The 14,480-nt window shown below is 73.1% G+C and carries 18 protein-coding genes; 9 read left to right on the top strand and 9 right to left on the bottom strand.

What is annotated here, in order from left to right; all coding sequences use genetic code 11:
- Positions 1–71: 71 nt before the first annotated feature.
- Positions 72–251: a hypothetical protein gene (locus tag IE207_RS11780; RefSeq protein ID WP_190184032.1), complete on the bottom strand. Its 180-nt coding sequence runs from the start codon at positions 249–251 to the stop codon at positions 72–74.
- A gap of 363 nt (positions 252–614) precedes the next feature.
- On the opposite strand from IE207_RS11780, the gene IE207_RS11775 reads away from it, so the two are divergent.
- The 4 genes from IE207_RS11775 (at position 615) to IE207_RS11760 (ending at position 4,016) form a co-directional block, all read left to right on the top strand.
- Complete coding sequence (locus IE207_RS11775) at positions 615–1,646, top strand: NUDIX domain-containing protein (RefSeq protein WP_190184031.1); 1,032 nt, start codon at positions 615–617, stop codon at positions 1,644–1,646.
- A 65-nt stretch (positions 1,647–1,711) separates the two neighbouring features.
- Positions 1,712–2,242: an SRPBCC family protein gene (locus tag IE207_RS11770; RefSeq protein WP_190184030.1), complete on the top strand. Its 531-nt coding sequence runs from the start codon at positions 1,712–1,714 to the stop codon at positions 2,240–2,242.
- 91 nt (positions 2,243–2,333) lie between these two features.
- Positions 2,334–2,888 carry a hypothetical protein gene (locus IE207_RS11765; protein WP_190184029.1) on the top strand — a complete coding sequence of 185 codons (555 nt, stop codon included), beginning with the start codon at positions 2,334–2,336 and terminating at the stop codon, positions 2,886–2,888.
- Between the two features lie 195 nt (positions 2,889–3,083).
- Complete coding sequence (locus tag IE207_RS11760) at positions 3,084–4,016, top strand: class I SAM-dependent methyltransferase (RefSeq protein ID WP_190184028.1); 933 nt, start codon at positions 3,084–3,086, stop codon at positions 4,014–4,016.
- Positions 4,017–4,038: 22 nt separating this feature from the next.
- Here IE207_RS11760 and IE207_RS11755 read toward each other — a convergent pair whose 3' ends face one another.
- The gene (locus IE207_RS11755) at positions 4,039–5,538 is read right to left on the bottom strand and encodes a DEAD/DEAH box helicase (protein ID WP_190184027.1); all 1,500 of its coding nucleotides are present in this window, start codon (positions 5,536–5,538) and stop codon (positions 4,039–4,041) included.
- A 348-nt stretch (positions 5,539–5,886) separates the two neighbouring features.
- Here IE207_RS11755 and IE207_RS11750 point away from each other — a divergent pair, with 348 nt between their 5' ends.
- On the top strand, positions 5,887–6,093 hold the full coding sequence (locus IE207_RS11750; RefSeq protein WP_190184026.1) for a cold-shock protein: 207 nt from the start codon (positions 5,887–5,889) through the stop codon (positions 6,091–6,093).
- A gap of 66 nt (positions 6,094–6,159) precedes the next feature.
- Here the strand turns inward: IE207_RS11750 and IE207_RS11745 are convergent, their stop codons facing one another.
- Positions 6,160–6,729, bottom strand: coding sequence for a TetR/AcrR family transcriptional regulator (locus IE207_RS11745; RefSeq protein WP_190184025.1), 570 nt, complete (start codon positions 6,727–6,729; stop codon positions 6,160–6,162).
- Positions 6,726–7,079 (bottom strand): DUF1304 domain-containing protein, encoded by a 354-nt coding sequence (locus IE207_RS11740; RefSeq protein ID WP_190184024.1) that lies wholly within the window; start codon positions 7,077–7,079, stop codon positions 6,726–6,728. Before IE207_RS11740 ends, IE207_RS11745 begins: the two co-directional genes overlap by 4 nt.
- Before the next feature lie 92 nt (positions 7,080–7,171).
- Here IE207_RS11740 and IE207_RS11735 point away from each other — a divergent pair, with 92 nt between their 5' ends.
- Positions 7,172–8,167 carry a BtrH N-terminal domain-containing protein gene (locus IE207_RS11735; protein ID WP_190184023.1) on the top strand — a complete coding sequence of 332 codons (996 nt, stop codon included), beginning with the start codon at positions 7,172–7,174 and terminating at the stop codon, positions 8,165–8,167.
- A 56-nt stretch (positions 8,168–8,223) separates the two neighbouring features.
- On the opposite strand, the gene IE207_RS11730 is transcribed toward IE207_RS11735, so the two are convergent.
- The 3 genes from IE207_RS11730 to IE207_RS11720 all read right to left on the bottom strand — a co-directional run bounded on the left by IE207_RS11730 (position 8,224) and on the right by IE207_RS11720 (position 10,079).
- The gene (locus IE207_RS11730) at positions 8,224–8,418 is read right to left on the bottom strand and encodes a ferredoxin (RefSeq protein ID WP_190184022.1); all 195 of its coding nucleotides are present in this window, start codon (positions 8,416–8,418) and stop codon (positions 8,224–8,226) included.
- A 5-nt stretch (positions 8,419–8,423) separates the two neighbouring features.
- Positions 8,424–9,611: a cytochrome P450 gene (locus IE207_RS11725; RefSeq protein WP_190184021.1), complete on the bottom strand. Its 1,188-nt coding sequence runs from the start codon at positions 9,609–9,611 to the stop codon at positions 8,424–8,426.
- A gap of 129 nt (positions 9,612–9,740) precedes the next feature.
- Entirely contained in the window at positions 9,741–10,079 is a 339-nt protein-coding gene (locus IE207_RS11720) for a thioredoxin family protein (protein ID WP_190184020.1), read from the bottom strand.
- A gap of 121 nt (positions 10,080–10,200) precedes the next feature.
- Between IE207_RS11720 and IE207_RS11715 the strand changes: the two genes are divergently transcribed.
- The gene (locus tag IE207_RS11715) at positions 10,201–10,470 is read left to right on the top strand and encodes a hypothetical protein (protein ID WP_190184019.1); all 270 of its coding nucleotides are present in this window, start codon (positions 10,201–10,203) and stop codon (positions 10,468–10,470) included.
- A 145-nt stretch (positions 10,471–10,615) separates the two neighbouring features.
- On the opposite strand, the gene IE207_RS11710 is transcribed toward IE207_RS11715, so the two are convergent.
- Positions 10,616–10,993, bottom strand: a complete 378-nt coding sequence (locus IE207_RS11710) for a DoxX family protein (RefSeq protein WP_190184018.1) — start codon at positions 10,991–10,993, stop codon at positions 10,616–10,618.
- 207 nt (positions 10,994–11,200) lie between these two features.
- Between IE207_RS11710 and IE207_RS11705 the strand changes: the two genes are divergently transcribed.
- Together IE207_RS11705 and IE207_RS11700 are read left to right on the top strand one after the other, a co-directional pair.
- Positions 11,201–11,560 carry a YciI family protein gene (locus tag IE207_RS11705; protein ID WP_190184017.1) on the top strand — a complete coding sequence of 120 codons (360 nt, stop codon included), beginning with the start codon at positions 11,201–11,203 and terminating at the stop codon, positions 11,558–11,560.
- 94 nt (positions 11,561–11,654) lie between these two features.
- Positions 11,655–12,884, top strand: coding sequence for an RNA polymerase sigma factor (locus IE207_RS11700; protein ID WP_190184233.1), 1,230 nt, complete (start codon positions 11,655–11,657; stop codon positions 12,882–12,884).
- Positions 12,885–12,899: 15 nt separating this feature from the next.
- On the opposite strand, the gene IE207_RS11695 is transcribed toward IE207_RS11700, so the two are convergent.
- A complete protein-coding gene (locus IE207_RS11695; protein WP_190184016.1) occupies positions 12,900–14,360 on the bottom strand; it encodes a condensation domain-containing protein in 1,461 nt (486 codons plus the stop codon).
- Between the last annotated feature and the right edge of the window lie 120 nt (positions 14,361–14,480).

The raw sequence follows: 14,480 nt of genomic DNA, 5'->3' as shown, positions 1-14,480 counted from the left end.
ACCAGTCGAGCAGGCGTCGTGTGGGAGGCCTGTGGGTCGGCGCCTCGGGCCCAGCCCGTCACCCGTGCCGTTCACCTCGGGCAGGACGGACGGGCCGTCACCACGGCGCTGAGCGTGGGCGGTTGCCAGACGGGGCAGCTCACGGGCAGCGAATCGGGCACCACGATCACCGTGAGACTGTCGATCCGCACGAGGGAGAAGCCCGGTGCGGTCTGCACCGCGGACATCAGGCTGGAGCCGGTGAGCCTCACGCTGCGCTCGCCCCTGGGCAACCGGAAGGCGATCGATGCCGCAACAGGCCGGACGCTCAGGGTCGGGGTCTGAGCCGGGACCGCCGTTCCGCTCGCCGCCTCTGCCGCCGGCGGTCGTTCCGGCGACGGTGTTCCTCATACCGGCTTCGCCCCCCACGGCCGGTCACGTGGTCGGACGGGCGGTTTTCAGGCCGCCTGTCCGCATCACGGAAGTTAGCAAGATCGACATAATCAGGCAATAAGGAGGTATCGGCGCGGCAAAGCGGCGGAGTGGCTTCCGCATCCGGACACGCGCCGTAACCGCAGGGCGGTCGGCGCTGTTGCACCGCCGACGGGTCACCCCAACGGCGAAACGGAGTCCCCATGCCCCAGCTGACCGACGACGCCGGCCAGGCCACCGGGCAGGCCGCCGCGCAGGCCGGTACCTGGATGACGCCGGCCGAGTACGGGGCCTCGCGCGCCGCGCTCTGGACGGGGGCGGTCGTCCTCGTCACGGACACCGACGGCCGGGTGCTCGTGCAGACGGTCGACTACCGGCCCGACCGCCTGCTGCCCGGCGGCGCCGTCGACGCGGGCGAGGCGCCGGCCGCCGCGGCCGCCCGTGAGATGCGCGAGGAACTCGGGGTCGACGGCCACTACCCGCGCGGGCTCGCCGTCGACTGGATCCCCGCCGGCACCCCCGGGTTCCCGCCCGAGATGCGCTTCCCCGGCGAGATCCTCTACGTCTTCGACGGCGGCACCTGGACCCCCGACCGGATCGCGGCCGTGCGCCTGCCGGCCCAGGAGATCACCGGCATCGATTTCGCCGAGCCCGCCGACCTGGTGGTCCTGATGGACGCCGGCGACGCCCGCCGGGCCCTGTCCGCCCTGCGCGCCCGGATCGCCGGCGCCGGTCCGGCGCTGCTGGAGGACGGCCGGCCGGTCGCCCCCACCGCCCTCGACCGGCTCGGTGTGCTGCGGACCCGCCGCACGCCCGGGCGCGGCGCCTGGCGCCCCTGCCCGGTGCCCGCAGGGCTGCCCGTGCGGGACCGCTCCGGATGGCTGTTCGCCCCCGACGGCCGGGTCCTGCTGCTGATCGCCCGCGCCACGGGCGCCGCTCACCTGCCGCCCCCGAACGCCGAACCCACCACCGGGGCCGCGCCGCTCGGCTACCGGTACGCCGACCAGGGCGCCCACGTCCGCACCGCGGCCCGCCTCACGGCGGTGTCCGCACACCGCGACCCCGCGTACGCGCGGCTGCTGGCCACCCCGGAACAGGTCCGCGAGCTCAGCGACTGGGGCCCGGCCGGCCTTGAGGAGCTGGCGGCCGTCCACGCGGCCCGCCAGCAGCTCTCGCTCCCGGCCCCGCCCCGGATCCCGCCCACCGAGCTGCCCCGCGAGGGCGCCCGCTGGTGACGGCCCCGGCGTCGTCCCGTCCGCAATCCCGGCCCCGCGCACCGCGGTCCCGCAGCATGGGGGCCATGAGCGACAGCGCGATCACGTACACCCTCTACATCCAGGCCGACCCCGACCGCGTCTGGCAGGCCCTGACCGAGCCCGCCCTCACGCGCCGCTACTGGGGCCTGAGCTTCGAGACCGACTGGGCGGTGGGCTCGCGGATGGACTGGGTCGAACGCGGTGCCCGCACCAGCGACCCGGCCCAGGTGGTACTCGACTGCGTACCGAACCGCAGGCTCTCCTACACCTGGCACACCTTCACGCCGCAGTGGGCCGCCTCGGTGGGCATCGGCGAGGAGCTGCGGGCCGAGCTGGCCCGCGAACGGCGCACGAAGGTCACGTACGAGATCGAGCCGGTCGGTGACACGCTCGTCCGACTGACGGTCGTCCACGAGGGGTTCGAGCCCGGCGGCACCCTCATCGGCATGTGCTCGCGGACGTGGCCGTTCCTCGCCTCCAGTCTCAAGACGCTGCTGGAGACCGGCGCCCCGCTGCCCGGGCCCGGCCATGCGGACGAACAAGGCTACGGCGGTCACGAGGACTTCGAGCGCTGACCCGGGCGCCCCCTGCCCTGACCCCGCTCCTCCTCGCGCCCCTGCGTACCCCTGGCGGCGAGCGGCCGAGGGGGTCGTGTGGAATGGGGGCATGGGGAGCAGTGAGCACGAGATACGCCGGGCGCAGGGGAGCGGGCCGGAGCAGCCGCCCGAGCGGTGGCGCTACGCCCGCCACCTCGCGGCGCTCGCGGCGGCCTCCGGCGAAGCGGCCGCGACTGCCGAAGCGGTCGCCTCCTGCGAAGCGGTCGCGTCCGCCGAGGCGGTCGAGGCCGAGGCGGTCACCGTCGTCCTGCGAGACCCGGACCCGGTGATGGCCGAGAGCGCCGTCGTCACGCACCTGGACCGGCGCGCGGTGCGACTTCTGGCCGACGGGCGCTTCCCCGGCTGGGCCCGGGCCATGGAGGCGGTGCTCCACGGGCGGCTCTTCCCGTCCCAGCGGCTGCGCGAGTGGACCCTGCTGAAAGTCATCGCCGCGGGCGAGCCCTGGTCCGCGGCGGAGCTCACCGCCGCCTCCGACTGGTGTCAGCGGACCGCCGCCCAGACGGTGTCCTCGCACGAGGCGCTCGGCGTGCTCGCCGCGGCGGCCCGCACCCACCGGGTCCGCGACGCCGCCGCCCGGCGGCTGCGCAGACGCATGACGGCCTGAGCGGGGGCCGTCCGGGCAGCGGTGGAGCGAACCGGGCGTAACGTGATGAATGGTACGTATCGGCGCTCTGATGGCACGGATTGCGGACGCTCTCTCACCGAAGCCTCGTCACACGTGCGTTCGGGGGCTTAAGGTCGGCTCACCTGGCCGGGTATCAGCGTTGGACCATGCCATTCCGCTGGAGGATGACTCTCCGTGTCGCACCTTTCACAGGCTCCCGTCACCACCCCGGAGGCCGAGCCCACTCCACCCACCCCGCGTGCTTTCAGCGAGGTCAAGGGTTGGTTCTCGGCGTACGACCAGGTGCTCTTCGACTGGTTCCTGACCCGGCAGAACAGTGACGCCGCCTCCTCGGGCGATCTCCTGGAGCTCGGCGCGTTCATGGGGAAGAGCGCGATCTTCCTGGCCGGATACCTCCGGGACGGAGAGGAGTTCACGGTCTGCGACCTCTTCGACTCGCCCCCGCCGGACGACGAGAACCTCAGCGAGGTCCGCGACTCGTACCCCACCCTCACCCGTCGCGGCTTCGAGGTGAACTACCTCGCCTTCCACGAGGCGCTGCCCACCGTCATCCAGGCCCCGACATCCGTGGTGGCCGACCGGGTGCGCGCCAAGAGCTGCCGCTTCATCCACATCGACGCCTCGCACCTCTACGAGCACGTCGTGCAGGACATCGAGTCCTCCCGACTGGTCGCCGCCCCTGACGCGGTCGTCGTCTTCGACGACTACCGCTCCGCCCACTGCCCCGGTGTGGCGGCGGCGGTGTGGGCCGCCGTCGTCACGGGCGGGCTGCGGGTCATCGCCGTCTCGGCCTCGAAGCTCTACGCCACCTGGGGCGACCCGGCGCCCCACCAGGCGGCGCTGCTGAGCTGGCTGGAGGGCCGCAGCGACCTGTGGCACGGCGTCGACGTCGTGGCGGGCCTGCCGCTCGTGCGGATCGGCGACGAAGGCGTGGTCCCGATCGCGCCCCCGGAGCCGCTGCACCCGGCCGAGGAGGCGGAGCCCGTCGCCCCGCAGGCCCCCGCTGCCGTCCGCAAGCCCCCGGCCGCCTGGCGCAAGCTGGCCAAGGACCTGCTCCCGCCGCTGGTCACCCGGGCGATCGTGGCCGCGCGGCGCCGCCGCCGCTGAACCCGGCCGCGCCGCGCGGGTGTCAGTTGGCCTTGCGCACCCGCGCCGCGCGGCGCGCTTCGGCCGCCTGCCGGGCCTCGATGGTCTTGCGGGACTCCTTGCCCTTGCCGGGCCGGCCCGGGCGCGTACCGATACCCCGGAAACCGAGGTCGGATCCGCTCGGCCGGCCCTTGGCGTCGGTCGGCGCCGAGCCGGAGAGGGGAACCCCGGACGGGGCCTTGGCACCGGTGATCCGGCTGAGGGCCGCCTCGCCGGAGCGGACCTGGCTGATGGTGGGCCGGATCTTGGCATCGGCCATCAGCCGGACGATGTCGCGCCGCTGGTTCGGGGTGACGAGCGTGACGACCTTGCCGGACTCGCCGGCCCGGGCGGTACGGCCGCCGCGGTGCAGGTAGTCCTTGCTGTCGGCCGGGGGGTCCACGTTGACGACGAGGTCGAGGTCGTCGATGTGGATGCCACGGGCCGCGACGTTCGTCGCGACCAGCACGTTGACCAGCCCGTCCTTGAACTGCCCCAGGGTCCGCGTGCGCTGGGGCTGCGACTTCCCGCTGTGCAGGCCCTCCGCGCGCACGCCCATCGCCCGCAGGTGCTTCACGAACTGGTCGACGCCGTGCTTGGTGTCCAGGAACATCAGCACCCGGCCCTCGCGCGCGGCGATCTCCGTCGCGGCCGAGATCTTGTCCGCCGCGTGGATGTGCAGCACGTGATGGTCCATGGTCCCCACCGAGGCGGACTGCGGGTCCACCGAGTGCGAGACCGGGTCTTTCAGGTAGCGGCGCACCAGCTGGTCCACGTTGCGGTCCAAGGTCGCGGAGAACAGCATCCGCTGACCGGCGTGGTGCACCTGGTCCAGGATCTCCGTGACCTGCGGCATGAACCCCAGGTCGCACATCTGATCGGCCTCGTCGAGGACCGTGATCCGTACCCGCTCCAGGTGGACGTCACGCCGTCCGACGAGGTCGCTGAGGCGCCCGGGGGTGGCCACCACGACCTCCACGCCGGTGCGCAGGGCGCCGGACTGCCGGCCGATCGACAGCCCGCCGACGACCGTCGCCATCCGCAGGTTCAGGGCCTTCGCGTACGGGTCCAGCGCCTCGGTCACCTGCTGCGCCAGCTCCCGGGTCGGTACGAGGACCAGGGCGAGCGGACGCTTCGGATCCGCCTGCTGCCCTGCCGTACGGGCCAGCACGGCGAGCCCGAAGGCGAGGGTCTTGCCGGAGCCCGTGCGGCCGCGGCCGAGGATGTCCCGGCCGACGAGGGAGTTGGGCAGTGTGGCGGCCTGGATCGGGAACGGCTCGCGCACCCCCTGCTCCGCCATCGTCTCCACCAGCTCGACGGGCAGACCGAGCTCCGAGAACGCCGCCACCGGCGCCAGCGCGGGCGTGACGGTCTTGGGCATGGCGAACTCGCCCTGCGGCCCGAGGGTCCGAGGGGTCTTGCCGGGGCCCTTGGCCCCCGGCTTGCCGCCGGCCTTGGCTCCGGTCTTGACGCCGAAACGCCCGTGAGCTGACGGGTTCTTCATGCAGAACCTTCCGTGAGGAGAGCGAGCGCGGCGCGCCGACGGCCCCGGACGGCGACGAGCCGGGGCCCGTACCCCTCGGTACGGGCCCCGGCTCGTCGTACACGTCCGCACCGGGCGTCAGCGGCCCGCGCATCAAGTTTCCCGCCCATTTTACCAGCCGGGGCCACAGCCCCCGGGCGCGAGCGGCGCCCCGTCACGGGCAGTGCTCACCCCTTCCACGGACAAGGCGGCCAGAAGTTCGAACGACCCCGGTTGGCCGCGCCTGGGGTGTGGCGCGAGGGGCGGTTGGGCACTATCGAGACGGCCGCGTATGTGGCCCGAGAGGCACGTTGAGAAGGATCAGTACCCATGGCAACTGGCACCGTGAAGTGGTTCAACTCGGAGAAGGGGTTCGGGTTCATCCAGCAGGACGACGGCGGCCCCGACGTGTTCGTGCACTTCTCCGCGATCCAGACCACCGGCTTCAAGGAGCTGGCGGAGGGCGCGAAGGTGGAGTACGACGTGACCCAGGGCCCCAAGGGCCCGCAGGCGGAGCAGGTGGTCCCCCTCCGGTGACCCCGCTTCACGAGCCGAGCTGACCGTGGGCCCCGCCGGAAGCCCTCCGGCGGGGCCCACGCCGCTTCACGGGCGGCCCGCTCCGTGCAGGGCGAGCAGCAGTCGCCAGAGCCGGTCCGCCAGCTCCGCCGCGGTGGCCGGGATGCGGGCGTGCAGCCACTCCGCGAGGACGCCGGTGAAGGTGGCGGCGACGGCGGAGGCGACCAGGTCGGGGTGCGGGGCGCCCACCGCCGCACGCTCGGCGCGGGCGCGGGCGCGCAGTTCCCCGTACAGGCGTTCGCCGAGGGGGCCCTGGCCGCCGGGCAGGAGCAGCGTCCGGTACAGCGGCCCCTGCGCCGCCGCACCGGAGAGGAACCCGGCCAGGGCGGCCGGCGGATCGGCCGGAGGGAGCGCCGCCGGGTCGCTCTGCCAGGCGTGCAGGGCGTCGACCGCCGCCCGTACGACATCGGCACAGGCGTCCACGGCCAGCGCGGTGAGGTCCTCGTAGTGCAGGTAGAACGTGGCGCGGCCGACTCCCGCCCGGCGTGCCACGGCCGAGACGCTGACTTCGCCCAGTGGCCGGTCCGCGCACTCGGCGAGCAGGCACTCGCGCAGCCTCGCCTTCGTGCGGGCCGTGCGCGGGTCCTCCCCGCTCATGCCGCGAGCAGCGCCGCACCGAGGGCGGCGGCGCCCGGCAGGGCCTGCGCGAGCAGGATCCGCCGGTTGGCGGTCGCCGCCCCGTACAGCCCCGCGACGATCACGCAGACGAGGAAGAACACCTGCGTGGCGAGCGAGCCGATGACCAGCGCCCAGACCAGACCGGCGGCGAGGAAGCCGTTGTAAAGCCCCTGGTTGGCGGCGAGCGGCGCCGTCAGCTTCGCCGTGTCGGCGTCGAACCCGGACAGCGCCCGCCCCGGCGGTCGCTCCCACAGGAACATCTCCAGCACCAGGAAGTACGCGTGCAACGCGGCGACGGCGCCTATCAGGACCTGAGCGACTGTGTGCACGGCTACCTCCGGACGAGTGACGGGACTTCCTGGACAACTGTACAGGAAGTCCCGCAGGCGGCCGGCCCCTCCGGCGCGGCTACGCTGACCGCATGACTGTGCTCTTGTACGAAGAATTCGGTACCGGACGCCACCGCGAGAGCTCCCTGATCCGCCACGCGCTGGGAAACTCCCACGACGAGGCGCTGGTCGCGGGGCTCGCGGGCGGTATCGGCTTCATGTACTTCGTCTTCGAGTACCCCGAGCGCCCGCCGATCGCCACGATCGTCGCCCAGGCCCACCCCGAGCCGTGGGTACAGGTCGCCCTCGGCCGGCTGCACGTCCCCTATGACGCCACGCGCAGCACCAAACCCCGCTGGGGCCGGGTCCGCGCCGCGCTCGACGAGGGGCAGCCCGTGTTCTGCGTCGTCGACCGCTCCTCGCTGCCTTGGCACGAAGCGGCCGTCCCCATGCCGGGCGCCGACGCGTACACCGTCGTCATCGCCGGGTACGAGGGCGACGACCTCTTCATCGAGGACGGGGCCGCGGCGCCCTACCGGATCGACCGCGAGGAGTTCGGAGCCGCCTGGAGCGCCCACCCCACGGGCCGCCACCAGCTGGTCGTACCGACCGGACCGGCCGAGGCCGACCCGGACGTCGACGGGGCCGTCGCCGCCACGGTCGCGCACCTGACCGGGCCGGTGCTCGGCAACCGGTTCGACGTCAACTTCGGCTTCTCCGGCATGGCCGGGCTCTCCGCGGACCTGCGTGACACCGACACCGGCGCGGGCTGGGAGAAGCGGTTCGGCGCCTCGCCCGAGGCCTACCGTGCCGCCACCCGGCGGCTGTACGCCTCCGTGGAGGAGGAGTGGACGGCGCCCGGAGCCACCCGGCCGCTGTACGCCGACTTCCTGGACCTGGTCGGCCGGTCCGAGGCGGCCGGCCTCTTCCGGGAGTCCGGCCGGCACTGGTCGCAACTCGCCGCCCTCGCGCGCGGGGCCGCGCCGGAGGCCGACGCGGGGGAGCGCCGGGCCCTGTTCGACGCGTGCGCGGTACTCGTCGACCGCTGCGCCGAACTCGAACGCGAGGCCGTGGCGGTCCTGGCGTAGGACCGCGCGGGGCCGCACCCGGGAACCATCACCCGGGTGCGGCCCCCGCCGTTTCGTCAGGCGTCTTCCACGGAGATCGCCGCGACCGGGCAGGCCCGGGCGGCCTCGCGCACCAGCGGGCTGCCGTTGCCGTCCTCGCGCCCCGGCAGCAGTTCGCTGAAGCCGTCGTCGTCCTGGGTGAACACGTCGGGCGCGGTCAACGCGCACTGGCCGGCGCCGATGCAGACGCCTTGGTCGATGGAGATCCGCATACCACTCACCATGCCACGGGGAGTTCGATCATGCCCTGGATGGTGTCGCCCGGTTTGAAGGGGATCCGGTCCGGTTCCTCCGCCAGGCGCAGCCCGGGGAGCCGGGCGAACAGGGAGCCGAGGGCGATCTCCATCTCGGCGCGGGCCAGGTTCTGGCCCAGGCACTGGTGGATGCCGAAACCGAACGCCAGATGATGGCGGGTCGGGCGGTGCCAGTCCAGCGAGTCGGGATCCGGGAAGACCGACTCGTCGCGGTTGATGACGGAAGTGGAGAACACGACCCCGTCGTCGGCGCCGATCGTGACACCGCCGATCTCGATGTCCTCGGTCGCCACCCTCAGCATGCCGTCGGCGATCGACAGGAACCGCATCAGCTCCTCCACCGCCTCCGACATCAGCGACGGGTCCGCGCGCAGCTCGGCCAGCTGCTCCGGGTGGCGGAGCAGGGTGAAGGTGCCGAGCGAGATCATGTTCGCCGTGGTCTCGTGCCCCGCGATGAGCAGGATCACGGCCAGGGCGACCAGCTCCTCGACATCGGTCTGGCCGGTTTCGAGGCGCTGCGCGATGAGCTCGTCCAGCAACCCGTCGCCCGGGTCGGTGCGCTTGCGCCCGATCAGATCCCTCAGGTAGCCGTCGAGGCTGTGACGGGCCTCCTCCACGTCGGACAGTTCGGGTCCGCGCAGCAGCTGCCTCGACTTCGCCTCGAAGAACTCGTGGTCCTCGTAGGGGACTCCGAGCAGGGCGCAGATCACCATGGAGGGCACGGGCAGGGCGAAGGCGCTGACCAGTTCCGCCGGGGCACCCTTGGCGGTCATCCCGTCGATCAGCCGGTCCACGGTCTGCTGGATCTGCGGCCGCAGGGCGGCGATGCGCTTGACGGAGAAACTCGGGATCAGCATGCGGCGCTGCGTGTTGTGCTCGGGGTCGTCGACGCCGAGCAGGGCGGTCCGGCGGGCCGTCAGCCCCTTGAAGCGCTTGGTGGTGGCGGGGAAGGCGGCGTTCTGGCGGTCGGAGGAGAGCCGGCCGTCGGAGAGCAGGGCGCGCGCCTCGGCGTGCCCGGTGACCACCCAGACCGAGCGGCCGTCGAAAAGGGTGACGCGGGAGAGCGGCCGGGTCTCCCGCAGCGGCGCATAGGCCGCCGGCGGGTGGTAGGGACAGGTCCGGTCCTGGGGAAAGGCAACGGTTTCTGACATGCAGCACCTCGCGAGCGATGGTCCGTCTTGCCGGCTCCATTACATGCCCCAGGCACCTATCTCACCTATGCCACTTTCGGCCAGACCGGACGCATGTCCCCCAAAGGGCCCAGCGGCCGTGCGGCGGGGTCAGAGGTGGGCTTCGAGGAACGCCCGGAACTCCTCGCGCGTCATCGGTCCGTCCTGGGCCGCCACGGCCTCGCCTTCCTTGACGAGGACCACGGTGGGCGCGCCCGTCACGCCGTAACGCCTGGTCGGGCCCGGGCAGCGGGTCATGTCGGTCCGCACGGCGGTCAGCCGCGTCCCGTACTCCTGTGCCAGCTCGCCGACGAGGACGTCCATGGCCCGGCAGGCCTCGACGGCCTTGGGCCAGGTGCCCGTGAAGTAGGCGAGAACCGGCCCGGGGGACATTCCCAGGATGAAATCGAACTCCTGGTCCTCCAGCGGCTGGTGTACCCGACGTGCCATGTGTGCTGCTCCTCGTGTGTCCCGGCGGGTCCCGTCCGGTCGGCCGTGTGCCGGCCCGCGTACCCCCATCATCCCCGGGCTGCGGCGGCGCGTTGTCAGTGGTGGCTGGCAGCCTGGACGCATGGACGACAGGATGCTGCGGCGCCGGGTCTACGGCGCCGACCACGACGACCCCGACCCCGGCCCGCGCCCCGGCCACGTCTACGGCGAACTCGTGGGCGGGCCGCTCGACGGCCTCCTCCTCGACGTCACCGGCTGGAGCGGGCCACGGCTGACCGAAGAGGCCCGCCTCCCCACGGAGATAGGCCGTTACGGGGCGGGCGGCCGCGCCCACTACCGCCGCCGCGCGGACGACCCGCGGCGCTGGGACTGGTCGGGCGACAGCCCCTGACGCCTGACCGCCCCGGGCCGTGCGGCAGGGGCGGCGCGGCGAGCCCCCGGTCCGCCGACGTGTGACCGGGGGCTCTGTGCGGCACTTCTGCCCGGGCGGCGCGATCGGATGCGCGACCGGACGGGCGATCGGACACGGGGGAAGGTCAGCCGGCAGCCGCGCTCCGGCTGACCTTGCGCGCCCACAGCACCAGCGGCACCTGGAGCGGCAGCCGGGCCAGGGTCGCGGCCCGCACGGCGGGGGCGCCGCGGCGGGCGTCGACCGCCATCTTCACGTTGGCCGGGAAGACGCCGACGAAGAACGCCGCGGTGGCCAGCGCGGCCACCCGACGGGTGCGGGGATGCGCGAGCCCGGCGGCGAGCGCGAGCTCCGCGGCGCCGCTCACGTACGTCCACTGCCGGGCAGTGCCGGGCAGGGAACGCGGGACGATCTTGTCGAACTGCTCGGGCCTGACCGCATGCGCCACTCCCGCGGTCGCCAGCAGGCCGGCGAGCAGCAGAGGTGAGGAGGGTGTGCGCGGCATGGAGGTGTCCTCTCGGAGGGCGGACCGCGGTACGCGGGACGCCCGCGATCCTACTCGCCGGTAGTAAAGGGCCGTTCGGGCGAAGCGCCCGGGAGTCCGGGAAAAGAATCCGAAGAAACTTCCCCGGAGCTGTCGATCCCGGCGCCTCCCGATCGACACAGGAGTGAAAGGCGGGGAAAGCCCCCGCCCACCGACCGAGGAGTCACCATGCCGCGCTTCCTTTCCCTCGTCCGCATCGACGAGCAGAGCCTCCCCGAGGACACCCCCTTCCCGGAGGGCTTCCTGCAGCGGATGGGCGCACTGATGGAGGAGATGACCAAGGCCGGGGTGATGCTGGACACCGCCGGACTGCTCCGCACCCCCGAGGCGACCCGTGTGACCTGGTCCGGGGGCAAGCTGAGCTACACCGACGGCCCCTTCACCGAGACCAAGGAGGTCGTCGGCGGCTACGCCCTCCTCCAGACCAAGGACAAGGCCGAGGCGCTGGAGTGGACCAAGCGCTTCCTGGAGATCCACCCCGAGGAATGGACGGTGGGCATCGAACTCCGGCAGATCGCCGAGGGCTGAGCCCCGCGGCCGGCGCGACAGGGCCGGCGCCTCGCGGGCGAGCCCCGTTTGCCCTGCCTCGTCACGGCTGCTCTGATGGGTGGCCGTGACGGCAGTGACCCCGGCCCAGACGGTCGAAACGGTGTTCAGGATCGAGTCCGCGCGGATCATCGCCGGCGTGGCCCGGATCGTGCGGGACGTCGGCATCGCCGAGGAACTCGCCCAGGACGCCCTGGTCGCCGCGCTCGAACAGTGGCCGCGCTCCGGGATCCCCGACAACCCGGCCGGCTGGCTCATGGCCACCGCCCGGCACCGCGCGGTCGACCTCGTCCGTCGCAAGGAGACCTACGCGCGCAAGCTCGCGGAGGTCGGCCGCACCCTGGAGGACGTACCGCCCCCGCCGGAACCCGCGGCCCCCGACGACATCGACGACGACGTGCTGCGCCTGGTCTTCACCGCCTGCCACCCCCTGCTGAGCGCGGAAGCCCGGATCGCACTCACCCTGCGCCTGGTCGGCGGCCTGACCACGCAGGAGATCGCCCGCGCCTTCCTCACCTCCGAGCCCACCGTCGCCCAGCGCATCGTCCGTGCCAAGCGGGCGCTGGCCAAGGCCGGGGTGCCCTTCGAAGTCCCGTACGGAGCCGACCGCGAGGACCGGCTCGCCTCCGTCCTGGAAGTGATCTACCTCGTCTTCAACGAGGGCTACTCGGCCACCGCCGGGGACGACCTCGTCCGCCCCGCCCTGTGCGAGGACGCCCTCCGGCTCGCCCGCGTGCTGGCTGCGCTGATGCCCGGGGAGGGGGAAGTCCACGGGCTGGTGGCGCTGCTGGAGTTCCAGGGCTCACGGATCGCGGCCCGCACCGGCCCCGACGGCGAGCCGGTCCTGCTCGCCGACCAGAACCGGGCCAAGTGGAACCGCATGCTCATCCGGCGCGGCTTCGACGCCCTGGGCCGCGCGGGCACCGGCCCCTACTCCGTCCAGGCGGCCATCGCCGGCTGCCACGCCCGGGCCGTCCGGTACGAGGACACCGACTGGGGAACCATCGCCGCACTCTACGGACGCCTGGTCCGGCTGGTCCCCTCACCGGTGGTCGAGCTGAACCGGGCGGTCGCCGTCTGCATGGCCGAAGGCCCCGAGGTGGCCCTGCCGCTGGTCGACGCCCTCGCGGCGGAGCCCGCGCTGCGCGCCTACCACCTGCTGCCGAGCGTACGGGGAGACCTGCTGGAGCGGCTCGGCCGCCGGGCGGAAGCCCGCGCCGAGTTCGAACGGGCCGCCTCCCTCACCCGCAACGCGCGCGAACGGGACCTGCTGCTGAACCGGGCGCGTTCGCACGGCACGCCGTGACCGGAGCCGCAGCGGTCAGACCCGGACGGGCGCGTCCAGCGGCCGGCGGGGCGCGGTCAGGGCGATCGGCCGCCGGAAGCCGCCCGAGCGGGCGATGTCCCGTACCGTCTCGCGCAGCGCCTCCTGGAAGTCGCCCATGGTGCGCCGGGCGGCGGGCGTGTCGACGTAGATCGAATTCATGTGCAGTCCGTCCGCGTCGCGCTGGTACCACGAACAGGCCCCGTTCGCGCGCGCCGACCACACGTGGGAGGCGGGCCGCCAGTCCTCGTGCCGCTCGGCACCCCGGCATTTGCGCATGTCGATGTACGAGAAGAAGTTCACCGGGTAGGGCCAGGACCGGGCCGCGAACTCCTGCGGCGCCAACAGCTCCCACGCCCGCACGAACGGCACGTCGATATGGCGGAGCAACTCCCCGAACCCCGCCCGGATCCCGGCCATGACCTGGGCGAAATCCCGCCCGGGCGAGGCGTCGAACTCGATCGGCATGGTGTTCACGAACCAGCCGACCGAATCGGACCAGCCGTCGCGGCCGCGCTCGCTCACCGGCATGAACCCCCGGTAGACGCCCGGGCCGCCGGCCTCGCGCAAGGACAGTGCGACGGCGGCGAGCACGCCCATGAACGGCTTGCCGTCGACGGCCAGACAGGACTTGTCGAAGACCTCCGCCTCCCCGGCGTCCAGCAGGGGCGAGGCCTCGTTGACGATGGGGTACATCCGGTCCGGCTCCACCCCGAGGTCCAGCGGGAACCTGGGGAAGAACTCGCCGTTGCGCGCGATGAACGACTTCCAGTAGCCGAGCCGTTCGTCGCCGGCGTCGATGGAGAGGTAGCGGCGCCGCTGCTCCTCGGCGAAGTCGAGGTAGCTGGGAGCGGTGGCCGGCAGGGCGGAGTGCTCACCCCGGCACAGGGCCTCGTAGGCGGTCAGTACCTCGTTCACCACGATGGGCATCGACATGCCGTCGCAGACGATGTGGTCGAAGGCGAGGTAGACGGTGGCGGAGTCCTCTCGCAGCACCGCGCCCATCGTGAACAGGGGCCAGGACAGGGTGTCGATGCTGCGCCGGAACCGTTCGGCGAGGAAGGCGCGCAGCAGTTCGGTGGTCCGGAAGTCTCCCACCGGTACGGCGTCCAGCGCGAGTTCGTCCGCGGCGAGCGGCTCGCACGCCAGCTCCCCGGCCAGGCGGCGGAACTCGCACCGCAGCACCTCGTGCCGCCGTACCAGCGCCAGCAGGGCCTGGGCGAGGGCCTGTTCGTCGAGGGGCCCCTGCACCTCGAACGTCACCGCGAGCCAGGACGCCACCGGATCGTCGGCCCCCCGGCTCTCCTCGGCCACCGTGAAGTGCTTGTCCTGGTTGAAGGACGCCCTCCTGCCCGCCGCGCCGCCCGGGCCGGTGGCCTGGGCGGCCGTGGACCGCACGCGCCACTCGACCACCCGTCCGGGCGCCAAGGTGTGCATCTCCAGAGGAAACTGCCGCATTCCGTCATCCCTTCGCCCCCCGAGTCAGCCCCGTGCGCCTAACGACACCCGGCCCGCGGAAGTGACGCCCGTACGCGGCGCGCGGGGGGCGGGGGTCCGCCGTAGGCGGGCGGTGATGGC

The organism is Streptomyces cirratus (assembly GCF_014650775.1).
In the GTDB taxonomy this organism is placed as follows: Bacteria; Actinomycetota; Actinomycetes; order Streptomycetales; family Streptomycetaceae; genus Streptomyces; species Streptomyces cirratus.
Note: the sequence above shows the minus strand (reverse complement) of the source record. Positions and strands in the feature narration are given on the sequence as shown.